This window comes from Bacillus sp. MHSD_36 (genome assembly GCF_030757775.1).
Taxonomy (GTDB): domain Bacteria; phylum Bacillota; class Bacilli; order Bacillales; family Bacillaceae_G; genus Bacillus_A.
Window position 1 is genome coordinate 46444 of record NZ_JAVBIS010000004.1, and the last position, 26028, is coordinate 72471.

General features: G+C 34.5%; 20 protein-coding genes. 12 read left to right on the forward strand and 8 right to left on the reverse strand.

The features are described from left to right. Positions 1-32: 32 nt before the first annotated feature. Genes pelG through Q9B79_RS17495 form a run of 5 tightly spaced genes read right to left on the reverse strand, consistent with a single transcriptional unit; the run spans position 33 to position 6859 of the window. Positions 33-1487 carry an exopolysaccharide Pel transporter PelG gene (gene pelG / locus Q9B79_RS17475; RefSeq protein WP_306186253.1) on the reverse strand — a complete coding sequence of 485 codons (1455 nt, stop codon included), beginning with the start codon at positions 1485-1487 and terminating at the stop codon, positions 33-35. Further along, entirely contained in the window at positions 1475-2896 is a 1422-nt protein-coding gene (gene pelF, locus Q9B79_RS17480; protein ID WP_306186254.1) for a GT4 family glycosyltransferase PelF, read from the reverse strand. The genes pelG and pelF overlap by 13 nt, the downstream gene beginning before the upstream one ends. 3 nt (positions 2897-2899) lie before the next feature. Further along, positions 2900-4732 carry a DUF2194 domain-containing protein gene (locus Q9B79_RS17485; RefSeq protein WP_306186255.1) on the reverse strand — a complete coding sequence of 611 codons (1833 nt, stop codon included), beginning with the start codon at positions 4730-4732 and terminating at the stop codon, positions 2900-2902. Continuing rightward, the gene (locus Q9B79_RS17490; RefSeq protein WP_306186256.1) at positions 4716-5636 is read right to left on the reverse strand and encodes a tetratricopeptide repeat protein; all 921 of its coding nucleotides are present in this window, start codon (positions 5634-5636) and stop codon (positions 4716-4718) included. Before Q9B79_RS17490 ends, Q9B79_RS17485 begins: the two co-directional genes overlap by 17 nt. After that, complete coding sequence (locus Q9B79_RS17495) at positions 5636-6859, reverse strand: GAF domain-containing protein (protein WP_306186257.1); 1224 nt, start codon at positions 6857-6859, stop codon at positions 5636-5638. The genes Q9B79_RS17490 and Q9B79_RS17495 overlap by 1 nt, the downstream gene beginning before the upstream one ends. 296 nt (positions 6860-7155) lie before the next feature. Here Q9B79_RS17495 and Q9B79_RS17500 point away from each other — a divergent pair, with 296 nt between their 5' ends. The 3 genes from Q9B79_RS17500 to Q9B79_RS17510 all read left to right on the forward strand — a co-directional run bounded on the left by Q9B79_RS17500 (position 7156) and on the right by Q9B79_RS17510 (position 9987). Continuing rightward, positions 7156-7974 (forward strand): endo alpha-1,4 polygalactosaminidase, encoded by an 819-nt coding sequence (locus Q9B79_RS17500; protein WP_306186258.1) that lies wholly within the window; start codon positions 7156-7158, stop codon positions 7972-7974. Between the two features lie 436 nt (positions 7975-8410). Then, on the forward strand, positions 8411-9001 hold the full coding sequence (locus Q9B79_RS17505) for an AmiS/UreI family transporter (protein WP_000542569.1): 591 nt from the start codon (positions 8411-8413) through the stop codon (positions 8999-9001). A gap of 104 nt (positions 9002-9105) precedes the next feature. After that, positions 9106-9987 carry an NAD-dependent epimerase/dehydratase family protein gene (locus tag Q9B79_RS17510; protein WP_306186260.1) on the forward strand — a complete coding sequence of 294 codons (882 nt, stop codon included), beginning with the start codon at positions 9106-9108 and terminating at the stop codon, positions 9985-9987. Positions 9988-10075: 88 nt separating this feature from the next. Here the strand turns inward: Q9B79_RS17510 and sodA are convergent, their stop codons facing one another. Beyond that, complete coding sequence (gene sodA, locus Q9B79_RS17515) at positions 10076-10702, reverse strand: superoxide dismutase [Mn] (RefSeq protein WP_306186261.1); 627 nt, start codon at positions 10700-10702, stop codon at positions 10076-10078. 217 nt (positions 10703-10919) lie between these two features. On the opposite strand from sodA, the gene Q9B79_RS17520 reads away from it, so the two are divergent. Next, complete coding sequence (locus Q9B79_RS17520) at positions 10920-11990, forward strand: nitric oxide synthase oxygenase (RefSeq protein WP_306186263.1); 1071 nt, start codon at positions 10920-10922, stop codon at positions 11988-11990. A 363-nt stretch (positions 11991-12353) separates the two neighbouring features. Then, positions 12354-13922 (forward strand): BCCT family transporter, encoded by a 1569-nt coding sequence (locus Q9B79_RS17525; protein ID WP_306186264.1) that lies wholly within the window; start codon positions 12354-12356, stop codon positions 13920-13922. A gap of 95 nt (positions 13923-14017) precedes the next feature. Here Q9B79_RS17525 and Q9B79_RS17530 read toward each other — a convergent pair whose 3' ends face one another. Continuing rightward, positions 14018-15316: an MFS transporter gene (locus Q9B79_RS17530; RefSeq protein ID WP_306186265.1), complete on the reverse strand. Its 1299-nt coding sequence runs from the start codon at positions 15314-15316 to the stop codon at positions 14018-14020. 331 nt (positions 15317-15647) lie between these two features. On the opposite strand from Q9B79_RS17530, the gene lytS reads away from it, so the two are divergent. From lytS to msrB, 6 genes are all read left to right on the forward strand, one after another. Continuing rightward, positions 15648-17417, forward strand: coding sequence for a two-component system sensor histidine kinase LytS (gene lytS / locus Q9B79_RS17535; protein ID WP_306186266.1), 1770 nt, complete (start codon positions 15648-15650; stop codon positions 17415-17417). Next, positions 17395-18135, forward strand: a complete 741-nt coding sequence (locus Q9B79_RS17540; RefSeq protein WP_306186267.1) for a LytR/AlgR family response regulator transcription factor — start codon at positions 17395-17397, stop codon at positions 18133-18135. Before lytS ends, Q9B79_RS17540 begins: the two co-directional genes overlap by 23 nt. A gap of 133 nt (positions 18136-18268) precedes the next feature. Continuing rightward, positions 18269-18700, forward strand: a complete 432-nt coding sequence (lrgA, locus tag Q9B79_RS17545; RefSeq protein WP_016085373.1) for an antiholin-like murein hydrolase modulator LrgA — start codon at positions 18269-18271, stop codon at positions 18698-18700. 34 nt (positions 18701-18734) lie between these two features. Continuing rightward, positions 18735-19427, forward strand: coding sequence for an antiholin-like protein LrgB (gene lrgB, locus Q9B79_RS17550; protein ID WP_000168869.1), 693 nt, complete (start codon positions 18735-18737; stop codon positions 19425-19427). 328 nt (positions 19428-19755) lie between these two features. Beyond that, positions 19756-20796 carry an AI-2E family transporter gene (locus tag Q9B79_RS17555; RefSeq protein ID WP_306186269.1) on the forward strand — a complete coding sequence of 347 codons (1041 nt, stop codon included), beginning with the start codon at positions 19756-19758 and terminating at the stop codon, positions 20794-20796. A gap of 95 nt (positions 20797-20891) precedes the next feature. After that, complete coding sequence (gene msrB, locus Q9B79_RS17560; RefSeq protein WP_306186270.1) at positions 20892-21857, forward strand: peptide-methionine (R)-S-oxide reductase MsrB; 966 nt, start codon at positions 20892-20894, stop codon at positions 21855-21857. Positions 21858-21884: 27 nt separating this feature from the next. Here msrB and Q9B79_RS17565 read toward each other — a convergent pair whose 3' ends face one another. After that, positions 21885-25001, reverse strand: a complete 3117-nt coding sequence (locus Q9B79_RS17565; RefSeq protein WP_306186271.1) for an efflux RND transporter permease subunit — start codon at positions 24999-25001, stop codon at positions 21885-21887. Positions 25002-25143: 142 nt separating this feature from the next. On the opposite strand from Q9B79_RS17565, the gene Q9B79_RS17570 reads away from it, so the two are divergent. Further along, the gene (locus Q9B79_RS17570) at positions 25144-26016 is read left to right on the forward strand and encodes a TetR/AcrR family transcriptional regulator (protein ID WP_306186272.1); all 873 of its coding nucleotides are present in this window, start codon (positions 25144-25146) and stop codon (positions 26014-26016) included. The last annotated feature ends 12 nt before the right edge of the window (positions 26017-26028 follow it).

The window sequence follows — 26028 nt, forward strand, 5'->3', positions numbered from 1 at the left end:
GACCTTTGCATGAGCAAAGGTCATTTTTGTATTTATTTCCCGTTAAGTTTATTAGCTAATTTGGTAAAAAAGGTCCGCTGTTTTATAGGAATATTTGACTGGCAAAATGTATAATAATCAATATCTTTAATGTAAGTAAAGAGCCTAGAAATAGCATATAGGAATGTAATAGAGGATCCAACTGCAAAACTAATGCCGTAACCATTGAATCCAAATGGAAGCAGGATAAGGCTTAATAACAAGTTTGCAAAAAAGAAAATAGCTGATGTTCGAAATGCCCCTTTACGATCCTCAAAGTATAGGAGTAGCAATGTAATAACGAGCACCATTCCATTTGCATAAGCACCAACTATAGTTAGTTGCAGAATAGAGTAATTAAGTGTTGTGTTTCCAGATTGCGAACTAAACATCCATATTATAAAAATAATAAGTAAGGAAAAAATACCTTGATTACGAAGTATACGTTCCATTTCCTGCTTTAAGACAAAGTTCATGGAATCTTTCAATTGTAAAAGCGTATTTAATGTTCCGCCATTGTTTACCGAACCGAAGAACTTTTTATATCTTTCATAAAACCTGGTTTCAATAGATACTACAAAGAAAATATAGGTTGGGATAATACTTAAATACGCCCAGAAAACAGAAGTATCATAAATTTGATGATAAATAAATGTGTCTTCAATATTTCCACGACCGTCTCCAAACCAAATAACAAAATTACATACCCAAATACCCACATTGTAAAATAGGCTTGACCAAAATAACTCTGGATATTTATCTAAATAAGAAAGAAAGGTAAATTGTTCAGTAGCATCACTATTTGGAAACATTCGTACAATAACGATACTTAACCATACTAGTGTAATGAAAGTACCAATTGTAAAAGAAATTAAAAGCAATAGGGCAGATCCATGTTCTAACCCAAGTGTAGGGTGCCAGTAAGCTATTAGGATAATTCCTAATAGGGAAAAAATGGATCCGGTTAAAAATGCCAGTGCAATTGATTGATAATCTTTAGCTGCTGTTAAATAAATGGACTGAATCCAGATAATATTTAAAGCTAAAAATAAAAGCAGCATCACGATTTTATAATATAAAGCTAATGGTGTGAAAAATGCAAATAAAAGCCATAACATAATAGCTAAAAAAAGTGTGATCTTCGTCATTCCTAAAAATGAAGAAAATACTTTATCAGCTTTTTGTTCGTATAAAAGGTCAGCTACATATCTAGTTACAATGAGCTGCAATGCTCCGTAAATAATTTGAGAAAAAATAAAGCAATATGAAATTGAAATAGTGAAAAGGCGCTGTTCTTCAATTGAAATAGAATGAAATAAACTCAAAATGAATCGAATAGTTGTTACTGCTAAAATAACGACTAACCAAGGGCCAGCTGTAACAAATAACGAAAATCCATAAGCTTTTATCCTTGAAGAATAGTAGTCTTCCTGAAATAATTTTTGTAATCGAAATCCTATACCTGCCATGTTTTCACACCCCTTTCTAAATAAAGCTTACGATAACTATCAACAACACCTGATAATTGATAATATGCTTCAATACGATTACGCCCATTGTTTCCGAATTGCTGAATGGATTCAGGGTGGCGATAATACCATTCTAAGTGGGTGGCAACTTGTTCAGGAGATACAGGTGGTACAACAAAGCCACATTGGCCGTAAGGATCTTTATCTTGTCCATAAATTAACTCCTTACAAGAACCAACGTCTGTAACAACCCATGGTAATCCCGATGCCATTCCTTCTAACATAGCTAGTGGTTGTCCTTCAGATATGCTAGTTAATACGAGAATATCTGTTTGTTTTAAGTAATCTTTAATGTTTACTCTGCCAGTCATTATTACATGTTCTTTTAATCCAAGTTGCTGAATTAAATCACGACATTCTTGGGCGTACTCCGGTTCTTCTGTATCAGGACCTAATAAATAGAATATAAAAGGAATATCTTTTTCTAATAATAATTTAGCTGCATAAATCATTGTTTTTACGTCTTTAATTGGCACAACCCGTATAATAGCAGAAATAATGAGTTTATCTGAATTATGTTTTGGCTTACGTAGCCCTTTATAGTCAGATAAAGTAACACCATTTGGAATAATTTTCAGTTTATGGGCCGGAGCACCTAGTTCTTTTTGATATGCACTATTCCGACCGAATAACGTAATCACATCAGTAGCTTGTTCATATGCTTGGTGAGATAAATGATGGAAGAAAGAAACCCATCTTTTTTTGTATTCGATTGGTATCCAAGTTGATTGGAGTATTTCCTCTTCACGTTCCCGAGAATAAATACCATGCTCTGTTAGAATAAATGGTATGTCAGACTTGGCACCAATTGCAGCTCCAAGAAGCCCACCATATCCTGTAGATACAGAATGGATAATATCTAATTCAGGAAAATCAATTTGTAAAATTTGAATGATTGGTGTGAACATAGATCTCCACATCCAAAAGTAATTTAAGAAAGAACCACTACTTTCTTCATACAAATAGCTTTCTTTCACTATTTCATAAAATTCACGGCTTTCGAAGAAGGAATGTAGTGTTCCTAGCTTTTGCTTGTTCCCTAATATTTGTAATGCTTCTGTGTCGTTAGCTTGGAATGTAAACCATTTTTGAAGTATTTGTACTTCATCAGTAGTTAAATTGGTTTTTACATGTTTTGAGTCACTTTCTGATTGTAAGGGAATCATGATTATATCTTTTACATTATTAGGAATTTCATATTGATATTCCTCTTCTGTTTTCACTTGCGGTACGATCGCAAAAATGGTGAATTCATGTTCTTTAAATTGCTGGATAATCATTTGTACCCAGCTTGCTACTCCGCCACTGACAAAAGGATAACTTCCTTCAACGACTAAACCTATTCTCATCTGCTATGCCCCTTTAATTGGAATTGTAGCGTTAGCTTGTTTTAATATAACGCTATAAATTTGTGAATCTAGCTTTGTAACCGTGCCGTATGGGAATGAACCGGTTTTCAATTTTTTCCCTTCTTCCACACGTATAATCGTTGCAGTGTGGTTTGGTAATCCTTTATATGCAATGTGAACAGCATTATCTTCATAAGAAACAGCTAAATCACCAGTTTGATAAATTTTCATGGAAGTAGTTGCTTCGCTTTGTGTCATACTTTTTATATAAGGATATCTTTCACGTATTTCTTTAATTGTCGTTTTATAAGCTTTAAATAATTCTTCCCATGTTAGATTACCCGAGCGTTTTTCGTCAAGGATATCATCTGGATGGACGAAATGTGAGATAACCCCTAAATTTGCGGTAACATCAGCTAAAATAAATTGTTCTTCATCTGGGATAGCATAGCCACTCGTAATACGGGGGAAGTGATAAATGTTTTTGTTGTGTTCATCTGGTCCAAATTCTTGAATTAAACTGCCGTTACTTTTACTTCCCACATATAGAGAAGCAACTGTTTCCATAGTTGGAACTGCGTCGTTTAATGCACTTAATCCAGTTGTATTTATAATATTGGATGGTGGTACATAGGTTTTTAGTTTTTCGTTTGGAAAGAAGTTATACACGAGTTTTTGTAAAGCATCTAAGGAGCTCTCCATATCCTCTTTTGAATTCCATGGAACATACTCAAGTGCTTTATCTACTGGGTCTGGTGGTAATAATAAAGGTTGATGGTTATAGCCATGAATACCGATTTCTCCACCGTGACTTAATAATTCTCTACCAAATAATAAATAGGTATTTCTATTTTTACTTGTGAAATCTTCAAAAGGTGGTGTTACTTTATTTTGATATGTTCCAATTGCAACGCCCGTATATTTAATATCAAGCCCTTCAGAGATATCCTTCATATTTTTCCACCAATGTTTTTTATAAAATTCTTCAACAGAAATTTTTTCTGTTGTTAAGTTTTTTAGTTCTCCACTTGGAATTGGAGATGGGAAGTCATCGATATACATAATCTCCGCGCCAAGTTGTGCTGTAGCGAAAGTCGGAAAAATAGTACCCAGTGATTGAACGAACATACCTCTACCTAATTTATCGTTCAATGCTGTTGTATTCCAATATAAGACCTTTCCCTCACCGTAGTCATTGGTCCAAAGGATGGGGGTATCTTCTGCCGTAATCCAAGTGTTAGTTGTATTCTCATCTAGCGTAATATTCATTGAGCTATGAGTAAACAATGGAGAAGAACTTGAGAGATCGGGATAACCAGGGAATAAAACTTCTTCAAAGGTTAATCCTTTTACATCTTTGAAGCCTTCTTTTTTTGTAATACCAAATAATGTGTTCCAGGAAGGATCTGAATCAAGTCGGTTTGCGATAATAATCCTTCCGCCCATTTGCACAAAGTTTTGAATATCAGTTTGTGGAAGTTGCGCCATTATTTCACCTGTAATAATAATCCCTGTATAGGGAGAGGGAGTAAGTCCCTTAATTTCATTAGCTGTAATATCTTTATAGTGTAGGTGTGCGTAATCCATTGCTTTTTTCGTATTAAATTCGACTTGTTGCCCTAATGTATTATCCGTTTTTAAAACGTATAATTGCATTTTCTGTCCATTTTGAGCTACATCTTTTGCTTTGAGTGTTTTAACAGTATCTGTTTCTTTAGTTTTAGGAACAGAAAACTTTTGATAGAAATTTTCTGTTCGATATATAAGGATAGATATAATTAAGAGAAATAAAATGATACTAACAATTCCGATATATACATTAATCCCCTTTTTCAATGTGTGCGCCTCCAAACTGCCTTACAAATAATTGATATTTACGCGGTAGTATATGAACTCTTTTTGCAGCTGCTAGATTATTGATTAAGTCATAGAGCTCATCCCATAACTTTTGCTCATAATATATTTCAAGTAACCCAACGTAACCGTAATATGATTCAGGATAGAAATGAATAAGATTTAAAAATTGTTCTTCAGACTTTGCATATTGTTTTGTATGTAGAAACAGATTTCCAAGGTGGAAAGGGTAAAGAGGTTCGGTAGGGAATAGTTCTACAATTTGTGTAATAAAATTCATAAATTCAGCGATTATTTTTTCCTTTTGCTGATTAGAAAGAAGACCACTGTCTATATATCTTAAATAGTTAGAAACCAACTCTTTTGCAATTTCATTTTGTGGATTTTGTAGAAATTGCTTATTTAAGTACTCGATCTGTTTTTCGTACCGTTCATTTAGTAAATTAATAGTAGTTGCTGCGTAATGTACAGTTTCAGGATCTTTATGGTGAATGGCTTCTTTCAATAAGCCTCCTTCATTGGAAATAGAGGAGGAGCTTAACTGTACAATGAGTTGTTTATGTAATTCAGGCTTATCTAGTTCTAATCCAGAAGAAAATGAAATTAGGTCCATATCTTGTTTTGCAGCTGCCAAAATATCTTCATAATGATCAACTTGAAAGGAAACATACTCAGAGTATTGCTGTAACCACTCGGTTTTGGAGCGTCTTATATTCAGTAATAACATGATTGCTGATACAATAAGTCCGACAAGCGGGAAAAGGAGAGAGATAATCAAGCAAAATTCAATAATTCCTTTCTTATCTTCAGTAATCAAACCTTTCGTAAATCGAAATAAAAGAAAAACCAAAATAGCATAAATAAAGTAAAGAAGGAGTAAAATCATTAGAATATCACTCCTTTAGAAGAAAGAGCGTTTTGTATACGAGTTTGGACTGGTAATAAAAACTTTTCCTCAGTGCCAGGTAATAGAATCATAACTTTTTGTTTGGTCATGCTATAACCGAATATATCAATATCTCGTAAATGATCTTTTAAAATAGAATTTATCATTTCTAAGGAATCTTGTGGAACAGTAAATTCAAAATAGGAATATGGATAAGATAATGTTTCGTAACGTTTCTTTTCTATTTTTAGTAAATGTTCAAATTCATCTTCATAATAAATGCTCGTTTTAGGGAATGTACGATCCTTTTGACTTGATAGCCAAAGATTAGAAGCGTTTTGTAAACGATCGCCCATCCAGCGTAAATACCATGTGAAAAGTTCGAATTGCTCAGAAGTTACTTTTGAAAATTTAATTTCGTCTAATATAATGACGTATTGTACATCATCTTGGAATAGGACGGGACCAACTAAGAGTGGAGCGTCTTGAAAATCCTCTTCTGTACGGAAGAAAGGTCGATTATGCGCTAGAGCATTTTTGATGACTAGCGAAGCATTTTTAACAAAAATGGATTGAGGTAATGTATGTTTACCAGTTTCTGCTCTTAATTTAATACGAAGTGATTGTTTATTGTTATCGACGTGATAGATACCAATTTTTTTTGCTCCGAAATACATTTTTAATACATTTATTCCTTCATCGAGTACAATTTCAGGATGTGTATGATTTAAAGCTTTAAACATATGATACATTTTAGATAAGTGATTATTTGATTCAAGTACACGAGAACGTAGTGTAATACGTGTTTCATCCAATTGTTTCACAACATACTTTAATTCTTTATTTTCGGCTTTTAGCTCATTATTTATCATATGTACATCTTCATACCGTTCTTTTTGTGCAGTACTCATTAGTCCACAACATAAACTAATAACAAGTAAGAAAATCCAATTAATCCAGTAATCTAATGAATAAAAGTACAGTAATATATCATCTTCTTTATATATACCGCTTACAAAAATATAAATCATTGCTTCTAGAAAGGTGAAAAGGGCGATAGATATGCCATACCGGCTAGAAATAATTAATGTAATAAATAAGAGTAAGAAGTATTCATACGTTGGTGTTAGAAAATCAGTTAGTATTGAGAGAAAAAATAGAGCAATAAAGAGAATCGTAGGTTCAATCATTTTTTGTAATAAATTAGATTGTCTATAGTGCATAAAAAATCCCTTCTTTCGTTTGCAAATTTAATTTTGAGGAATAGTACACTGAAATAAAATACATAATTTAAAAGAATTATTTTAAAATATATAATATATGAAGCCCAAATCATTTTATCAACAGAGATGTAGTAAATTCAAGTGAAATAAATTCTAATTTTTGTTAATGTATTGTATTTATTGGAATTTTTATTAAAGATCGACTTTGAAAAAATGTAAAATGTTATTGTATTACTATACTTGTATTAACATTTAAAACGATAGAAAATTACAGTTTTATAGGGGGTAATATTATTATGGAGTGGAAACGTTCCATATGCTTTTTAGCTATATTTTCTTTTATTTTTTCCTCAAGTACATCCGCACAGGCAAATGTCGTGGAACCAGTTTTAAAAAATGTACGAAGTTATAAAATTTATTATGGCGAAGCAAATGAGCAAGTAATTGAGAGACTTTCAAAGTATGACATGGTTATTATAGAGCCATACGCATTTACGAAAGGGCAAGTTCAGCAATTAAAAAAATCAGGAACAGTAGTCCTTGGGTATGTTAGTGTTTTAGAATTAGAATCGTGGCATAAATCGCAAGTAGTTGAATCAGACTATTATTATCGAGACGGTAAGAAAATGAAGGTTGAGCAGTGGGATACATATATTATGAATTTAGCTGATGAACATTACCGTCGGATTGTTGTAAATAAGGTGAAACAGCAAGTTATTGGAAAAGGAATAGACGGAGTGTTTTTAGATACGGCTGGTGATATTGATGACTATTTTTATGATCAGCCAGTTACACAAGGGAAATTTCGCGAAGCATATGTAAATTTATTAAAAGAAATAAAAAGTGTTGATTCTGATTTGCTTCTTATACAGAATTGGGGATTCGACACAATCAAAAATACATCCTTGAATTTTATACATGGTGTATTGTGGGAAGACTTCAATAAACAAGTTATTACGAAAGATGAATGGAGTCAAAATTGGATGCGCTATTTTAAACAACAAAGTAATAAGATTGTAACGTTTACCGTTACTCCAAATACCGTATCTAAAAAATATAGTTCTATAAATGGATTTATTCCTACAATTAATCCGAATGATATTTATGATAAATAGTAATTATTAGGGATGAGGAACTATCAATATTGACTATGAAAGTTTAGGTCAGTAATAGGATTATCTTATAAAGATGAATGTATTACTGACTAGCTCATTCTATAATACTCCATGTGAGAAATTAGTAGGGTGAGATAGAAAAAATGCATTATCCTATTAATTTTTATAGAAATAAAAAACGTAATATCTAAAATAACATCAATACTTGTGTCATGGTTAGAGTACGTTTATAATCAAGGAATCCTATTAATGTTCTGATGGGGTTATTTATGATTGAAAGCGTTTTAAATTTGGTGTTCTTCAAGGTAGGAAGTCTGACTTATTTAGATTGAAAATTATGTATGTAGTTTTAAATAGGAAGAAAAATAATAAAGAATCACTTTATATTGTGGGGAGGTTAAAAGTGTGAAAGGGAAAGACTTTCACACGAATATATATGGGTTACGTAGGATTATTACTTTCGGGTGCAGCGTTATTTTTAAATAGTCTTGTTATATTAGGAAAAGCAGAGATGAAAAGTGCGGGTGTTTTTAATTTATTTGTGGGTGCACTACAAATTATTATTCCGTTCTATTTGATCATGATTTCTGACCAAAGCAATTGGACGGTATATTCATATGCAGCTACTTTCTTATTTGGATTAACCTATTTATATGTAGGTGTTACTTTTATAAAAGGAATGGATAGTAGCGGTCTAGGGTGGTTCTGTATTTGGGTAGCAATTATTGCTTTATTCTATATGGTTGTTTCATTTGTTCAATTCCATGATGTTGTGAATGCCTTAACGTGGTTTATGTGGGCATTACTTTGGTATTTATTTTTTGTATTAAATACACAAAAAAAGAATATCAATCAATATCTTGGAAGAATTGCTTTCGTACAATCATGGGTAACATTGACGTTACCTTCACTCTTTTATTTTATGGGAGTATGGGGCGAGGGGTTCGTATATGAATTATGGGTTTATGTATCTGTAATTTCTATTTTATACTTCTGTTATTGTATTTATAAATATCGAGTACGTTAATATATTTTTTGTAGAAAAGCATGGAATCGTTAAACGAATTCCATGCTTTTATATGTTAGCACTTATAATAGAGAGGTAGTATTTTACAATTTATTAAAATGGGGATGATGAAGTTGAAAAAAGTATTGGTGCTAGGGGGAACAAGATTTTTTGGTAAACATTTAGTAGAAGCGCTTTTGCAAGATGGGCACGATGTAACGATTGCGACGAGAGGAATTATGGAAGATTTCTTTGGAAGTAGAGTGAAAAGACTGATTGTAGATAGAGAAGATGAAAAACAACTAACAGAGCGTCTAGAAGATAAAAGTTATGATATTGTATACGATAATTTATGCTATAGCTCGAATGCGGCGAAGATAATATGTGAAGTGTTACGAGGGAAAACGAAGAAATATGTTATGACATCTTCAATGGCTGTTTACGAGCCAGCAATAGGCTTGTTAGAAGAGAACTTTAATCCGTATGAGTATGCCATTACGTATGGGAATAGGAAGGATTTTACTTATGGTGAAGGCAAGCGATTAGCTGAAGCTGCTGTATTTCAACAAGCAACATTTCCGGTTGTTGCAGTGCGTTTTCCAGTTGTTATTGGAGAAAATGATTATACGAAAAGGTTACAATTTTACGTTGAACATATTGTGTGGCAAGAGCCTATCACGGTGAAGCATTTAGATGGGGAGCTGTCATTTATACATGAGAAAGAAGCAGGGGAATTTTTAGCTTGGTGCGGGATGAAGGACATAGAAGGGCCAATTAATGCTTGTAGTAACGGAGTAGTTTCTACTAGAGAAATGATTCATTTCATAGAAGAAAATACGGGAATAAAGGCACTCGTTCAAGAGGTAGGAGATCATGTAGCGCCTTATAATGAAGTAATTAATTGTACATTACATAATGGAAAAGCTAGTGAATTAGGATTCCCGTTCCGGGAGTTGAAAATAGAGATAGAACAAGTATTAAGTTATTACATGCATGCAATGAAATAATCATAAATCCCCCGGTGGCAATCCGGGGGATCCTGGAGGATTTCGACAATACTAATTTTACATTACCAAACTTACCTTATACGCACGACTAATGCTTTTGTGATTGAATTGCTTGTAAATACTTTTCATTTACCTGGTCCCAGTTCACTGTATGCCACCAATTGGTAACAAATTCTGGACGCCGATTTTGATACTTTAAATAATAGGCGTGTTCCCATACATCGATGACGAGTAATGGAGTCTTCCCTTCTTGCAGAGGTGTATCTTGATTAGGTGTACTCATAACAGTAAGTTCTGCACCATCAAGGACAAGCCACCCATAGCCACTTCCAAAACGGCTAATTGCTGCTTTGGACAGTTGATCTTTTAAGTTGTCAAAGGTATTGAAATAATAATCAATTACTTTTGCAACGTCTCCATTAGGTTCGCCGCCACCTCGTGGGCTCATTACTTCCCAAAAAAAGCTATGACAATAATGTCCACCACCGTTATTTCTGACAGCTGTAACAATTTCCTTTGGTAAAGTTTCTAAATTACATAGTAACTCTTCTAAAGATTTATTATGTAATTCCGTATAGTTTTCTAAAGCGGCATTCAAGTTTTTTACGTATGTTGCATGGTGTTTTCCGTGATGGATAGAAAGTGTGTCGCTATCGATATATGGCTCTAGTTCATCATAGTCATATGAAAGCTTTGGCAATTGAAATGAAGACATGACATTCCCTCCTTTCTCACTAAAAAGTTGGTCTTGGTAAAAATAATTTACCTGAGTCAAAAATACACCTATTTTTTATACAAGTCAATAGTAATCTCTTTAATTTTCTGAAAAATATTACAATAAAAGTAACACTTCGACTTTCATTTGTGACTCTTATTCTTTTTGCTTATACTGTAAAGTAGTAACGTTTTGTTGAAATAGAAGGAGATCGTTTATGAGTAAAACGAAACAATTAATAGAGGAAGCGAGTCAATTTATTACGATTTGCTATAAAGAGCTTAATAAAGAACAATTCATAGAAGAGCGTGTGAAAGAAATTCAAGTTGAGATAGAGAAGACGGGGACGTATGAGCATACATTTGAAGAACTTGTTCATGGATCACGCATGGCATGGCGCAATAGTAATCGATGTATCGGAAGACTATTTTGGAGTAAGATGCACATATTAGATGCACGTGAAGTAAATGATGAGGAAGGCGTATATAATGCATTAATTCATCATATTAAATATGCAACGAACGACGGAAAAGTGAAACCGACAATTACAATTTTTAAGCAATATCAAGGTGAAGAAAATAATATACGAATTTATAATCACCAATTAATTCGATATGCAGGATATAAAACAGAAATGGGAGTGATTGGTGACTCTCATTCTACTGCGTTTACGGATTTTTGTCAGGAACTTGGCTGGCAAGGAGAAGGCACGAATTTCGATGTATTGCCACTGGTGTTTTCTGTTGATGGAAAAGGACCTGTATATAAAGAAATTCCTAAAAACGAAGTGAAAGAAGTACCAATTGAACATCCAGAGTACCCAATTTCATCTTTAGGAGTCAAGTGGTATGGAGTACCGATGATTTCAGATATGCGCTTAGAAATTGGTGGTATTTCCTATACAGCAGCTCCGTTTAATGGATGGTATATGGGTACGGAAATTGGGGCGCGTAACTTAGCGGATCATGATCGTTATAATTTACTTCCGGCAGTTGCGGAGATGATGGAGCTAGATACATCGAGAAACGGTACGTTATGGAAAGACAAGGCATTAATTGAATTAAACGTGGCTGTTTTACATTCCTTTAAAAAACAAGGAGTTAGTATTGTTGATCATCATACTGCTGCACAACAATTTCAGCAATTTGAGAAGCAAGAAGCTGCTTGTGGTCGTGTTGTAACGGGCAATTGGGTGTGGCTCATTCCGCCATTATCTCCAGCTACCACTCATATTTATCATAAACCGTATCCGAATGACATTTTGAAGCCAAATTTCTTTCATAAATAGTTTGTAGTATAGGGCATTTTCTATAAAAATATAATTTTTTTAATTACCGTTATGTAGCAAATGGAAGCCTTTACTATCGGTTATTTTTGGAAGGGGCTTTTTGAACCAAGGAGTTCCTTATGTTATAATCAAATTTCTGTTTCGAAGACCTTATAGAAATATAGGGTCTTTTGTTTTGCTTTTTTATGTAATAGGAATAGAAATTTCCTTTTAAATAAGGGATTTAGCATATTTTTAGGGACAACATAAGCGTGTGTGAAAATGAATGAATTATTATGCTTATATAATTATTATGTTTTGGGTGTAAACAATAAAACTTAATAAAGTTGTTTTTTTAGATTGCTGAGGAAGGAGGAAGTGTAAATGAGGATGAAGAGTCGAAAAACGGATTGGCCTGTATTTCTTATTAGTGGTGGCTCGCTTTTATTATTTGTAATTGCGGTTTTCTTAAATAAAAGTTACGTAGAAAGAGTCATTAATAGCAGTTTTGCAGCTTCAATTAAATATTTTGGTGCCTTTTGGCAGGTTTTGTTAATTGGTACATTTATTGTGGCAATGTGTATGGCGTTTTCAAAATATGGGAGAGTTAAACTTGGGGGATTAGAAAAACCTGAGATTAGTACGACAAAATGGCTTGCTATTATTATGTCTACATTACTTGCCGGAGGTGGTGTTTTCTGGGCAGCTGCAGAGCCGATGTATCACTTGATGACGGTGCCACCAATACATGAAGGTATAACTGCTGGAACGAAAGAAGCGGTAATGCCTGCTTTAGCACAAAGCTACATGCACTGGGGTTTCCTCGCTTGGACGATTTTAGGTACAATTAGTGCGGTAGTTATGATGTATGGGCATTATCATAAAGGCATGCCTTTAAAACCTCGAACGCTTTTATATCCTATTTTTGGAGAAAAATTGCGAAAGAGTTGGCTTGGAACAATGATCGATGTATTTGCCATTATTGCAGTAGCAGCAGGGACGATTGGTCCAATCGGATTTTTAGGGCTACAAGCAAGTTATGGCCTACAAGCATTGTTTGACATTCCTGATGTGTTTACTACTCAATTAGCAATTATCATTTGTGTAGTTGCGGTTTCTACTATATCTGCGGTAACGGGAATTGATAGAGGGATTCAAATTATAAGCGATTTAAATGTTAAATTAGCAATTTTATTGATGGTATTTGTATTATTATGTGGACCAGGTGGATTTATTATTGATTCATTTGTTTCTTCGTTTGGATTTTATATAAATGAATTTATTCCAATGAGCACATATCGTGGTGATATAGGTTGGTTAGGGTCGTGGACAATCTTCTTCTGGGGATGGTTTATTGGGTATGGACCGATGATGGCAATTTTAGTGAGCCGTATTTCAAGAGGAAGAACAATCCGAGAAATCATCGTTGCAATCGGAATTATTGCACCTATTATTACAACGTTTTGGTTTACTATACTAGGGGGATCAGGTGTGTTTTATGAGTTAATGAATCCTGGTTCTATCTCGAACGCATTAAGTGAATCTGGTATGCCAGCAGCTATGATTGCAATTACAGAGCAACTGCCACTCTCTTATATTATTGGACCGGCATTTCTTTTATTAACAGTCTTATTTGTAGTGACAACAGGAGATTCGATGGCTTATTCGATTTCAATGGCAGTGACTGGCGATGGAGATCCTAGAATTAGTTTGCGAGTGTTTTGGTCGCTTATTATGGGAACAGTTGCAGCGATTCTTTTATACATGGGTGAGGGCAGTATTAATGCGTTGCAATCATTCATCGTAGTAACGGCTGTCCCGGTATCCATTCTGTTATTCCCAATGCTATGGCTAGCGCCTAAAGTTGCAGGAGAATTAGCATTAAAACAAGGCATTGTAAAAGAAGAAGACAAAACTAGCTTCTTGTTCCAAAAAGCTAGTAGATCAAAATAAATAATTGTATTTATATAAAAAGAGGAAGCATTTCATTTGAGATGCTTCCTCTTTACTATTTATTTAACTACGATCATACGCTGTACAGTTTCAATCTATTCTAATACTTTATCTTTCGTCTCTGGGACACATAGTAGCATTGTAACTAAACCGATTGGATAGATAATGAAGATGAGAGATAGTGCTCCCATTAAATTTCCACCTGCAGCAAGCAAGCCGATAATAACAGGGCCAAATCCAGCTAAACCGCGTCCCGTTCCGAAAATAAAGTTCTCTGCTGTCGAGCGAGCTTCGGCAGGATAGTTTTCGGCTAAAACTGCTCCGAATCCTCCCATCATGCCATTTGCAAAGAATCCAAGTAATGCACTTCCCCATAACAATAATGTTGAGTCTGTGAATAAGAAGAAGTAAATGAGACAGTATATAGTACCACCAACATAATAGATTGTAAAAGCTTTACGTCGACCAATTTTATCGGCTAGAATACCAAAAGTTGCAATTCCAATTAGCATGCCAATTGTAGAAATAAACATCCAACCGCTCGCCTTTGCTAATGTGTAGTTATACTTATTTGCCAAAATAGTTGGCATCCATGTGAAAATCCCATAATATCCGAAGTTCTGGATGAATGACATAATAATAAGACCAATTGTTGTCATCGTTACTTTTTTATTTGCAAACAACTTTCGAAGTGGGAACTTTTTCATTTGCTTTAGTTGCTCTGCCTCAGTAGTGGTTAAATTACCTTCAGCTTCTTTTTGTAACAACTCTTTTTTGTATCGTTGTTTTTGTTCCCATATTTTTGGTTCACTTAAACTTTTGCGTACATAGACAGCTAGTAGAGCGGGAATGAGTCCAAATAAGAACACAGCTCTCCATCCGAAATGTGGGACTATAAATGCCGGTAGGAGTGAAGCGACTAGTACGCCAAATTGCCATCCAAGTGCCACAACGGATGTTGCCTTTGCGCGCATTTCTTTCGACCATGTCTCAGTTACGATGGCCATTCCAATCCCGAATTCACCACCAACCCCCATTCCAACTAAAAAGCGAAGAATTAATAATTGCCAATAATCTGTTGCGAAATAAATGAGTGCTGTTGCGAGTGAAAATAGTAAGATTGTGGAGGCCATCGTACGGATACGACCAAATAAATCAGCAATAAATCCAAATAAATAAGACCCGATTAGCATTCCTATTGTGGTAGCTAATGTTAAGTTTCCACCTTCAACAGGGCTTAAATGAAATTCTTTTAAAATGTAGACGAGTACGAAAGATAAGAGCAACATATCTAAACCTTCTGCTGCATATCCTAGCGCAGAACCAAATAATGTTTTATATCTTTTCTCTTTCGTCTCCTCTGTTGTTGATTGTACATCAGTAGTGACGTTCATCATTACTCCTCCTCATTTTCTTTCTACAGTCGCTATGGAAGAATAACAAAAGGCCTTCTCACCTGATATGATGAGAAGGCCAAAAATTTATACGTATCCCTAAAAAGGACCATACGTATAGAGTATATTCCGACTTCCTTCTCAACCTCACGGGGTTGGGTTAAAGGACTGTATTATATTACTTTATTTTTAGCACTCTTCTATTGCATTGTCAAATAATGAGGGAATTGTTATCTGTAATATATTTCAAAAGATATTCCATTCTTCTTGACGCACACTTCATTATTTTCCCATAATAAAACTAACTCATATAAAAAGGAATGAATCACAGATGCTAAATTTAGTACTTATGATGATTGAACGTGTCGGACTTATTGTTATTTTAGGATTTTTACTTTCTCATATTAAAACGTTCAGGCGCCTTCTTCATAAGCAAGATGGATATGTAGATAAGTTTAAGCTTATTTGTATTTTTTCAGTGTTTACAATTGTAAGCAATTACACAGGAATTGAAATTGCCGGGAATACAATTATGAAAGAAAATTGGCTACAAGGTGTTTCGTCAGCTAGTACAATTGCGAATACACGTATTATGGGTGTTGGAATTAGTGGGTTGCTTGGTGGTCCTATCGTCGGCATTGGAGTAGGATCGATTGCGGGTATTCACCGCTATATGCTTGGCGGGACGACAGCGTTAAGCTGTGCTATTTCGTCAATTTTAGCAGGTGTTATAACGGGATATATTGGATACATTTTCAAAAAATATAATCGTACAATTACGCCTAAATTTTCAGCGATTTTAAGTGTGTTTATTGTTTCTTTAGAAATGATTATGATCTTATTAATCGTAGAGGATGGGAGTAGTATCGTGAAAACAATTGCTATACCAATGATCCTTGTAAATAGTTTCGGGAGTTTTATTTTACTTTCTATGATACAAGCTATTTTGCGTCAGGAAGAAAATGCGAAAGCCCTACAAACGCATAAAGTATTACGAATTGCTGACAAAACATTACCATATTTTCGCCGCGGATTAACAGAAGATTCTTGTAAACATGTGGCACAAATTATTCACCGCTTTACGGGAACAGATGCGGTATCCTTAACAGATACAGAGAAAATATTAGCCCACGTTGGATTAGCATCAGATCATCATATTCCTTCACATAGTTTAATAACGGGTTTATCGAAAGAAGTGTTGAACACAGGAAAAATAATGAAAGCAAAATCGCGTGAGGTTATTAATTGTCAACATGAAAGCTGCCCTTTGCAAGCGGCGATCGTTATTCCACTAACTTCACATGGAAATACAATTGGGACATTAAAACTGTATTTTAAGAATTCTAACCAGTTAAGTCGTGTAGAAGAAGAATTAGCAGAAGGGTTAGCAAAAATATTCTCTACACAACTTGAATTAGGTGAAGCGGAGTTGCAAAGTAAATTATTGCAAGATGCAGAGATAAAAGCATTACAAGCACAAATTAACCCACACTTTTTATTTAATGCAATTAATACAGTATCAGCTTTATGCCGAACAGATGTAGAGAAGGCAAGAAAGTTATTATTACAGCTTAGCGTGTATTTCCGTTGTAATTTGCAAGGGGCACGCCAATTACTTATTCCATTAGAACAAGAGTTAAATCATGTACATGCATATTTATCTTTAGAACAAGCGAGGTTTCCAAATAAGTATGAAGTGAAAATGTACATTGAGGAAGAGTTAAAGACGACCTTAGTTCCACCATTTGTACTTCAGCTATTAGTTGAAAATGCATTGCGCCATGCTTTTCCGAAAAAGCAACCGGTGTGCCAAGTTGAGGTACATGTGTTTGAAAAGGAGGAGATGGTTCATTTTGAAGTACAAGATAATGGACAAGGAATTGAGAGTGAACGTCTAGGACAATTAGGAAAAATGGTAGTTCCCTCAAAAAAAGGGACTGGAACAGCTTTATATAATATTAATGAACGACTTATCGGGTTATTTGGGAAAGAGACAATGCTTCAAATTGAAAGTCAATTAGAGCAAGGGACAAAAATCTCCTTCGTAATCCCGAAAAAAGTAGGGGAGGAAAAACGGAGTGTTAAAAGTATTAGTAGTTGACGATGAAATGTTAGCACGTGATGAATTGAAATATTTATTAGAACAAACAAAAGAAGTAGAAATAATTGGTGAGGCTGATTGTGTAGAGGATGCATTAGAAGAGCTAATGCAAAACAAACCAGATATTGTTTTCCTAGACATTCAGTTATCTGATGATAACGGATTTGAAATCGCAAATATATTAAAGAAGATGAAAAATCCCCCTGCAATTGTGTTTGCAACTGCCTACGATCAATACGCATTGCAAGCATTTGAAGTAGATGCGTTAGATTACATTTTAAAGCCATTTGATGAAGAACGTATCGTCCAGACATTAAAGAAATATAAAAAGCAAAAACAAATAAAATTAGAAACAAAACAAGAAATAAAGAGTGTAGATGTAACGACGGAGATGCATAAACTAGCACTACCAATTGAGGAATCAATCGTACTTGTAAATATTGAAGATATTATATATGTAGGACTTGTGGACGGAAAAGTGACGGTAAAAACGATGAGGGAAACATATGTAACACACGATACACTTGTAATTTTGGAAAAGAAGTTGCCGCAAGCAAGTTTTATGCGTGTCCATCGTAGCTTTATTGCAAATATTAATCATATTACAGAAATACAACCGTGGTTCAACTCTACTTATAACTTAATTATGAAAGAGGGATCAAAAGTACCTGTTAGCCGAACATATGCAAAAGAACTCAAAAAGCTACTTCGTATTTAAGGAGTAGCTTTTTGCATTTCATCTGCCTATTTTTGTAACTAATTTTATATATTTGACGTTTTATTATGTAAACGCTTACAACTTTATTTATATCTTATACAATAAAGGTACCAAATCGAAAGAGGTGGCCAAAATGAGTACGAAAAAAGTATATAGTTTCTTATCACAAGCATTCATATTTTCAGCTATTATGTTAGTTTCTAATATTATTGCAACACATTTACCAATTCCAATGCCTTCATCGGTGATCGGGTTAGTCATTTTATTTAGCCTACTATGTTTAAAGGTTATTAAATTAGAGCAAGTTGAATCACTTGGAACAGCTTTAACAGGTATTATCGGATTCCTTTTCGTCCCATCAGGTATTTCAGTTATTAACTCTCTTGGTGTAATGGGACAGTATTTCGTACAAATTCTAACTGTAATTGTTGTAGCAACAATTATTTTACTCGCTGTAACAGGGTTATTTGCACAATTCATTTTAGGAAAAGACGATAAAGAAACAAAAGATACAAAAGAATTGAAAGTAGTAAATAAAGGACGCAAGCACGGAAAAGTTGCGTAACCAATTTAGTATATATTGTTTGGAGGGAATGAACATGGCAAGCACAATGACTCCATATTTCGGAATTGTCGTTTCGTTAATTGCATACGGAATCGGAACATTATTATTTAAGCATTCAAAAGGATTCTTCTTATTCACACCATTATTCGTAGCGATGGTATTAGGGATTGTCTTTCTAAAAGTAGGTAACTTTACTTTTGAAGAATATAATACTGGCGGAAAAATGATTAGTTTCTTCTTAGAGCCAGCAACAATCGCGTTTGCAATTCCATTATATAAACAAGTAGACAAGTTAAAAAAATATTGGTGGCAAATTTTATCGGCTATCGTAGTTGGCTCTATTTGCTCAGTAATTGTCGTATTCATTGTTGCAAAAGCAATTGGTTTAGATACAGCAGTAATGAATTCAATGTTACCACAAGCAGCAACAACAGCAATTGCATTACCAATCTCTGAAAGTATTGGTGGTATACCAGCAATTACATCATTTGCAGTTATTTTTAACGCAGTTATAGTATACGCGTTAGGAGCATTATTCTTAAAAACATTTAGGGTAAAACATCCAATTGCAAAAGGTTTAGCACTTGGAACAGCAGGTCACGCATTAGGAGTGGCAGTAGGAATTGAAATGGGTGAAGTAGAAGCAGCTATGGCAAGTATTGCTGTAACAGTAGTTGGGGTTGTAACAGTAGTTGTCATACCGATGTTTATGCCATTCATTGGCTAGTAAAACTTACTTGGAAAAATGAGAAAAGCAAGCTATTTGTAGGACAGATTTCTACTGATAGCTTGCTTTTTATGTTACAGTAGTGGTAAGACCTATTTTAACAAAATGTAAGTTTTCTTAAATCTTTATTAATACTGTGTAGAATACGTTTTGAATTAGGTCATTGTATTGTAAAATAAGAAGTAAGCTACTATAGGGTCTGCTAAGGAAGACATATAATAAGCTTATAAAAATCTTCATATGAATGAATAATTAAAGGTAGAGAAGAGAGAAAAAATCTACTTATTAACGTTTTACTTTATAGGACAGGAGAGAGTACTCGTCGATTATGCAAATAAAAAACCTGTTTCAAAGCAAAGGATTTCAGAGGTTACTCGTATTAGTAATACTTGCTCTCGTGTTATATGGGCTGCAAAGTATGTTGAATTTAATTTTAATTACGTTTATTCTTACGTATTTAATGGATCGATTCCAAAAGTTTATTTCCCGCAAATTAGATCATTTCATGCCCATTAATCGAAAACTCATTATAGCATTTCTATATGTCATGTTAATTGGCGGAATTGCTATTACGCTATTTAAATATTTACCAGTATTAACGATACAAATTTCACAATTGATTTATCAATTTAACGTATTCTTAAGAAATCCACCAGATAGTGAATTAATTAAGTATGCAGTTAATGCTGTCAATCATATGGAACTATCGAAGTATGTAGGACAAGGCGTAGACATTTTGTATAAATCGATTACGAATGTTGGAAAATTTGGCCTTCAAGTGTTACTTTCTTTAATTTTAAGCTTATTTTTCTTATTGGAAAAAGCTCGTATCGTTGCCTTTACCGCAAAATTTAAAGAAAGCCGACTTGCAATTTTCTATACTGAAATTGAGTACTTCGGTAAGAAATTTGCACGTTCATTCGGAAAAGTAATCGAAGCACAATTTTTAATTGCAGTTGTTAACTGTGTTCTATCCGTTATTGCACTATGGATATTAGGGTTCCCGCAATTATTAGGTTTAGCGTTAATGATCTTCTTACTCGGTTTAATTCCAGTAGCTGGGGTTATCATTTCGTTATTCCCGCTTTGTATGATTGCTTACAATATCGGCGGTATTATGTACGTTGTTTATATTTTAGTTATCGTAACAGTCATTCATGCGCTTGAAAGTTACGTGTTAAATCCGAAGTTTATGTCTCAAAAAACAAACTTACCGATTTTCTATACGTTTATGGTATTAATCTTCTCAGAACATTTCTTAGGTGTATGGGGATTAATTATCGGTATTCCAATCTTCATTTTCTTATTAGACGTCTTAGATGTGACAAGTGATGAAATGGAGAAGGAAATCGGGAAAAAAATAAAGTGAAGTAAGAAAAAGCACCGATGCTCGGTGCTTTTTCTTTTATAACATGATGTTCCTTATGCCATACTGTAAGAAGAACATAGAATAGGGGTGAAAGAATGACTGTAAATGAAAAGGTAGAGTTAGCTACATTTGCTGGAGGATGTTTCTGGTGTATGGTTTCGCCATTTGAAGAGATGGAAGGGATTATAAAAGTTGTTTCGGGTTATACAGGTGGTCATAAAGAGAATCCAACATATAAAGAAGTATGTTCAGAAACGACGGGACATTATGAGGCAGTACAAATTACATTTGACGCAAATAAAATGCCGTATGAGGAGTTATTAAATATATATTGGAGACAAATTGATCCGACCGATGTAGGTGGGCAATTCCACGACCGCGGACAGTCTTACGAAACAGTGATTTTTTATCATAATGAAGAGCAACATAAAAAAGCAGAGGCCTCAAAAGAAGATCTTGCAAAGAGTGGACGCTTTTCAAAGCCAATTGCGACAAAAATATTACCAGCTACTACGTTTTATCCGGCTGAGGAATACCATCAAGGATATCATAAGAAAAATACATTTCGCTACGAGTTATACCGTAAAGGCTCGGGACGAGATGCTTTTATTAAGCAACATTGGCCAAAGGATAACGCTCAGTTAAAAGAAAAACTAAATGAGATGCAGTTTTATGTAACGCAGGAAAATGGTACAGAACCACCATTTCGAAATGAGTATTGGAATCATAAAGAAGAAGGTCTTTATGTAGACATCGTTTCAGGAGAACCGTTATTTACTTCTTTAGATAAGTTTGATAGTGGGTGTGGATGGCCTAGTTTTACGAAGCCAGTTATGTCAGCTAGTGTGAAAGAAAAAATGGATGTGAGTCATAATATGACGCGTACAGAAGTGAGAAGTAAGGAAGGGGATTCACATCTTGGGCATGTATTTCCAGACGGTCCAGGACCAAATGGACTTCGTTACTGTATTAATTCTGCAGCCCTTCGATTTATTCCAAAAGAGGAATTAGAGAAAGAAGGATATGGTGATTTTCTAGTCTTGTTTGGAAATAAAAAATAACCTCGCTAACTGCGAGGTTATTTTTTGTTATTTTGCTTTTTTCTTTTTAAATTTGCTTAATACTTCATAAACGATTGGAACAATAAGAAGTGTTAATAACGTTGAACTTGTTAATCCACCAATTACGGTTACACCAAGTCCTTTAGAAATTAAGCCGCTACCTTCAAATCCTAATGCAAGCGGGATAAGAGCCCCAATCGTTGCAATTGCAGTCATTAAAATTGGACGAAGGCGTGTTGCACCAGCTTCTAATAAAGCTTCACGTGTTGATAGACCTTCATTTTCTTTATGAATAACTCGGTCGATAAGCACGATTGCGTTTGTTACAACGATACCGATTAACATAAGCGCACCAATCATTGCAGAGACACTTAACGTTTCACCAGAGATTAATAAGGCAACAAGAGCTCCGATAATTGTAAATGGTAGCGAGAATAAAATTGCGAATGGTGCAAGGGCACCGCCAAACGTAACGACAAGAACGAAGTATACAATGGCAATCGCAGCTAACATCGCTAAGCCAAGTTGCTTAAATGATTCTTCAATATCTTTTGTAACGCCGCCCATAGAAACATCTACGCCAGAAGGAAGATCCATTTTATCTACTTCTTTTTGAACAGCTGCAGATGCTTTTGAAACGTCATCAGATGTAAGTTTTGCACTTACTTCCGCATAAACACGGCCATCGCGGTGTTTCACTGTATTTGAAGTTTCCCCTTCTTTTACAGTCATCACATCTTTCACAGCCACTTCATTACCAAGTGGCGTTGTAAGTTTTCGATTTGTTAAGTCATCGATTGTTTCATAATTTTGTTTTTCAGCTTCTACATATACATTGACGTCTTTACCGTCTTTTTTAATTGTTGTCAGAACAGGGCGATCATGTTGATTAGAAAGTCCCATTCCAATTTGTGCTGCCGTTAGACCCATTTTGCTTAGCTTTTCCTGATCTGCGACTAAAGTGTATTCTGCGTATGTTTTTGCAATACTAGAGTCTATATCTTTTAAGTCTTTGTTTTTCTTCATTATGTTTTGAATATCCTTTACGACAGGCTTAATGTCTTCCGAGCTATCTCCGTAAACGTATAGTTTAATTTCGTTACTACCGCCACTTGCTCCGAAATCTTGGTTTTTCCATTCGCCTTTTCCAGACATCTTCTGTAAATCTTTAACGACCTGTTCTTTCTCTTTTTCGAAGTTTTTCGTGTCGTTATCATATTGCACGAAGAACATTGCCTGGTTTGATTGACCAGGACTCATTGGGTTTTCGCCACCTAATGAGAATTGAATTGTTTTGACGTCTTTATTATCTTGGAAGTGCTTCTCAGCTTTCGTTGCAATTTTCTCAACGTCTTCTAACGTTTGACCTGGTTCAGGATTGTACGTTGCAATGATCATTTTTTCTTCTTCAGATGGTAAGAAACTTACACCGATAACTGGAACAAGTGCAAGACTACCAACTAATAGAAGGATAGCGATACTTGATGTAATAATTTTATGATTTAAAGCCCATGCAAGTATGCGTTTATAAATGTTTGCTAATTTACTTGGTTTTTCTTCATGATGTACTTCTTTTTCCCTCATACTCTCTTTTTTAAATAAAGAGTGAGCTAGCATTGGTACGATTGTAACTGCCACTAGTAACGATGCTAATAAAGCGAAGACGATAGTTAAGGCGAATGGTAAGAACATTTCACCAATCATACCTTTTACTAGTCCAAGCGGTAAAAATACTGCAATTGTTACGATGGTAGAAGACATAATCGGGATAAACATTTCTTTCGTAGCTTCACGAATTAAATCTTTTCCGCGCAGCTTCTCTTCTGATAATGACATACGTCGGTAAATATTTTCAATAACAACAATGGAGTCATCCACAACGCGCCCGATAGCGACTGTCATTGCTCCGAGTGTCATAATGTTAAGTGTAATATCCATTTGCTTTATAACTAATACAGCAATTAATAAAGAAAGTGGTATGGAAACGACAGAGATTAATGTTGTTCGAATATTTCGTAGGAACAGCATAATAATAACAATCGCAAAGATAGCGCCGAAAATAGCTTTGCTCAGCATTGTTTCTACTGATTTCTCAATAGGTGCACCTTGGTCAAATGTTGAAATAATCTCTAAGTCTTTATACTTCTTCTCAAGCTCTTTTACTTTATCTTTTACTGCATTTACGACATCAACTGTATTCGCATCAGCAGCTTTTACGATTTGAATTCCAATTGCTTCTTTTCCATTTGTTCGAGAAATAGATTCAGCTTTTCCGACTTCTTTAATGTCAGCAATTTCGTCTAACGTAACTGTTGGAATTCCGTTCATAGCGGCTGGATTCATTTGCGGCGTTTGTGCACCGGCCCCAGGGTTTTGACTACTTTGACCGCTAGGTGATGAAGGGATAGCCGGTATTTTTAACTCTTTTAATGCTTTCATTGTTGTAATGTTGCCATCTACAACAACTGATTTTTCTGTGTCTTTAAATGTATATAAACCAAGTGGTAAAGATACGTCCGATCCTTTAATTACATTTTTTACAGTATCTTCACTTAAACCTAATTCTTTCATCTTATCTTTCTTGAAGACAAGTTGTACTTCATCTACTTGTTGACCTGAAATTTGAACAGATGCAACACCATCAAGTCCTTTTAATCCTGGCACAACATTTTTCTCTACGTTTTCAGTTAAGGTAGCTAAAGATTCATTTTTACTTGCTACGCTTAATGAAATAACAGGAAAGGCATTGAAGTTTAAACGTGAAACTTTCGGATCCTTTACGCCTTCTGGCAGTTTCACATTTGCGAGTGCTTCTTTAATTTCTGTTTCAGCCTTTTCCATATTTTTATCAAAATCATATTCTACTTGAATAGAAGATGCATTTTGAAAAGATGATGAACTAACAACGTTTACACCACCTAAATTTTGCAGTTGCTCTTCCATCGGTTTTGAAACCTTATCAGCTACTTCTTCTGGTGTAGCACCAGGATAAACCGTGGTTACTGTTACAACAGGTGTTGTAATATCAGGAATTGTTTCCAGCTTCATATTTAGCCCAGAATAAATACCTGCAATGGTAACAATAATGGTTAGTAGCCAAACTGCGAACTTATTTTTTAACGAGAAATTAATGATTTTGTTCATGTTTGCGCTCCCTTTGTATTGTATTGACCAACTGGTCAGTCTAATACATAATATAACTGACTGATTGGTCAGCCGTCAATGAAAAGGGATGGTATAATACATTCATGAAAAGATGCGAGATTAAGTTTAGGAGAGACATAATATGAAAGAAAAAGAGCGTTTAATTATAGAGATGGCTATGAAGTTATTTGCGACTAAGGGTGTAAATGCGACATCAGTACAGGAAATTGTGACCGCTTGTGGCATATCTAAGGGAGCTTTCTATTTATACTTTAAATCAAAAGAGGAGCTTTTATTAGCGACACTTCGATATTATTATGACAAAATCCAAAAGAAAATGCTGGATATTGAACAAGAGTCTTTATTACCACGTGAAAAATTTGCAAAACAATTACATTGTCAGTTTAATGATATACAAAAGCATAAAGAATTTATTATTATGCATGCGAGGGAAAATGCGATTCCTTTTAATAAAGAAGTGGAAGAATTTATGATGCGGATGAAGTTAGAGTCTCACGCATTTTATCGGAATAGTTTATTGTCTATTTATGGTGAAAAGGTTATGCCATATTTATTGGATTTAGTAATTATGGTAGAAGGCATATGCCGTGGGTATTTAGAATTAATTATTTTACAAGCGCCGGAAATTGATTTGTCATATGTCGCTGCTTTTATTTTAAAAAGAGTAGATCATCTAGTTGACGGCTTAGTAGGATCTTCAGAAGAACCAATTTTACATGAAGAAAAGCTTGGAGAATTTCTTTGTAAATCAGGGCTTATTAAGGAGCAGGTTAAGGAACATTTTTTAAAAGAGATTATTGTATTTAAGCGAACTTTAGCTGATCAATTAGAGGATGAAGAATTGCTTGTTACATTGGATGTTTTGGAGGCGGAGATGAGATTGTCTAATCCTAGAATTCCAGTTATCCAAGGGATGTTGTTTAATTTAGAGGCATATCCAGCTTTAAAAGAGTTTCGTTTGAGACTTATGGGCTATTACAATATAAAAAGGTAACAATGATAGTTT